A 2,329-nucleotide genomic window follows, 5' to 3' on the forward strand; every position below is an offset into this window, starting at 1 on the left:
ACAGCCAACCATTGAGGAAAAAAAGAGGGAAACTAAGACTCAATCTTAACCAACGGGGAACTTGCTCCCAAGACTCAAACATCTGTAAATTACCCACTCACTACGTTATACCGAATAAGGTATTATAAATAATAATGTCAGATAAACCGATCAACTGGGTCGGCTCATCAAGAGAAGACTTAAAAAGTTTTCCAGCTACTGCCAAAACTAAAGCAGGTTTTCAATTAAGAGCCGTTCAAAAAGGTCAATTGCCGAGTGATTTCAAACCCATGCCCACCATTGGCAAAGGAGTTGAAGAAATCAGAATTCGAGCTAAGGGTGCTTATCGAGTTTTCTATGTGGCTCGATTTGAAGAAGCGGTATATGTCCTTCATGCTTTTGAGAAAAAGACTCAAAAGACAGCTAAAGAAGACTTAGAACTAGGGAGACAACGTTATCAGCAAATGATTCGATTTCGACAGGAGTTACAGCAAAAAAACGATGAGTAACAAGAAAGAGATCATAGTAACAAAAGGCAGTGATAATGTCTTTGAAGATTTAGGCTTTGATGCTCCTGAAGCAGCTAATCTGGCTATCAGAGCCGAATTAATGTTAGATTTGCGCCACTTTATTGAAGAGCAGGGATGGACACAAGGCCAAGCTGCGGAGTTTTTTGGAGAAACCCAACCAAGAATTGGCAACCTTATTAATGGAAATATTAACCGATTTAGCCTTGATAAACTCGTAGTCATGCTTGGACAGGCTGGAAAGCAAGTCACAGTAGAAGTTACCGAGAAAGCAGCTTAAGACCCCCAATAATCAATGAAAAAGCTCCTCCTACTCTCCGCTAATCCCAAAGACACCACCCAGTTGCGTGTCGATGAGGAAGTACGGGAAATCAGAGAAGGATTACGACGGTCAAGACAACGAGAGGACTTTGTCATTGAAACTGCATTGGCGGTACGTTACAGAGATATTCGTCGTACCATCCTCGACCATGAACCGAACATTGTCCACTTCTCAGGGCATGGTGAGGGGAAAGAGGGGCTAATCTTTGAAGATGAAACAGGTAACAGTAAGTTCATTGAAGCTGAGGCATTAGCGAACTTATTTGAATTATTTGCTGATTCTATCGAGTGCGTTGTCCTTAATGCTTGTTACTCTGATGTTCAGGCAAAAGCGATCGCACAACACATCCCCTATGTTATTGGAATGGATAAGGCGATCGGCGACAAAGCAGCCATTGAGTTTGCAGTGGGATTCTACGACGGTTTGGGCGCAGGGAAATCGGTAGAGTTCGCTTATAAGTTAGGGCGTAATTCCATTGAAATAGCAGGAATCCCAGAGCGTCTTACACCACAATTATTGTCTAATCCTGATGTCATTGCTTCTCAGAAGAAGACTGAGAAGGACATCCCCATACAAACAAAACCGTCAATGCAAGGTTCCACTATCTATGGGTTTGCGCCTGACTCAACGGGAAGTAACGTTGTTAGTGGTCAAAATGTTCAAGGTCACACCATCATTGGAACCCAGAATAACTATGGTGTACCGTCTTCCACTCCCTTCTCTGGCAATGCAGAAGCTCTAGAATTATGGACTGAGAAGTTAACCGCTTATCGTCGAGAAGAAGCGATCTCTTCTGACCCTGAAAAGAAATTCCAATTGAAGCAGTTGATAAAGGAATGTCAGGAAAAGATTGAAGAGTTGGGAGGATAATGATAATGGATAGGCAAAGACGGCAATTAGAAGACTTAGATTAGATAATTATCGACAAGAGAAGGAAGAAGTTTGTTTAGAAAGTCCTCATGAATTAAGAGAATTATGTGAACAAATAGAGTCATTAATAAAAGCAATAGATAGAGCTTGTCAAACAATTCTTAATACAGAGAATTTTAACAATCAACCATCTAAACGTCCATCAAACCTAAACAAACAAGGTTCATCTCATTTCATAGGACGAGATGACAAACTCAAAGAACTCCATGAGTTATTACAGCAGGAGAACAAAGCGGCTATCTGTGCCGTGTCAGGGATGGGGGGCATTGGAAAAACTGAGTTAGCCGTGCAATATGCTTTGCAGTATCAAGAAGAATACACCGGTGGTATTTGTTGGTTACAAGTAAGAGGGGCTGATATAGGAACTCAAATTGTTAACTATGGAAGGGCTTATTTAGGTTTGACTCCACCTGATGACCAAGAATTGATGGTACAGCTTGGTTACTGTTGGAGTAATTGGGGTCAAGGAAACACATTAATAGTCTTTGATGACGTAGATGATTATAAAGCTATTAATAACTATAGCAATCAGGAATGATTTATGAGAATGAAGATGGGGTTTTTTATAGAG

4 protein-coding genes are annotated in these 2,329 nt (G+C 40.9%); all 4 read left to right on the forward strand.

Annotated elements, in window-relative coordinates; genetic code table 11:
* The first annotated feature begins 134 nt into the window (after positions 1-134).
* The 4 genes from P9B04_RS21535 (at position 135) to P9B04_RS21550 (ending at position 2,296) form a co-directional block, all read left to right on the forward strand.
* Positions 135-488 (forward strand): type II toxin-antitoxin system RelE/ParE family toxin, encoded by a 354-nt coding sequence (locus P9B04_RS21535; RefSeq protein WP_342057018.1) that lies wholly within the window; start codon positions 135-137, stop codon positions 486-488.
* Complete coding sequence (locus tag P9B04_RS21540) at positions 481-786, forward strand: helix-turn-helix domain-containing protein (protein WP_342057019.1); 306 nt, start codon at positions 481-483, stop codon at positions 784-786. Before P9B04_RS21535 ends, P9B04_RS21540 begins: the two co-directional genes overlap by 8 nt.
* Before the next feature lie 15 nt (positions 787-801).
* Positions 802-1,698, forward strand: coding sequence for a CHAT domain-containing protein (locus tag P9B04_RS21545; protein WP_342057020.1), 897 nt, complete (start codon positions 802-804; stop codon positions 1,696-1,698).
* Between the two features lie 235 nt (positions 1,699-1,933).
* Positions 1,934-2,296 (forward strand): NB-ARC domain-containing protein, encoded by a 363-nt coding sequence (locus P9B04_RS21550; protein WP_342057021.1) that lies wholly within the window; start codon positions 1,934-1,936, stop codon positions 2,294-2,296.
* Positions 2,297-2,329 lie beyond the last annotated feature (33 nt).

The sequence above is a fragment of the Crocosphaera sp. Alani8 genome (assembly GCF_038442745.1).
In the GTDB taxonomy this organism is placed as follows: Bacteria; Cyanobacteriota; Cyanobacteriia; order Cyanobacteriales; family Microcystaceae; genus Crocosphaera.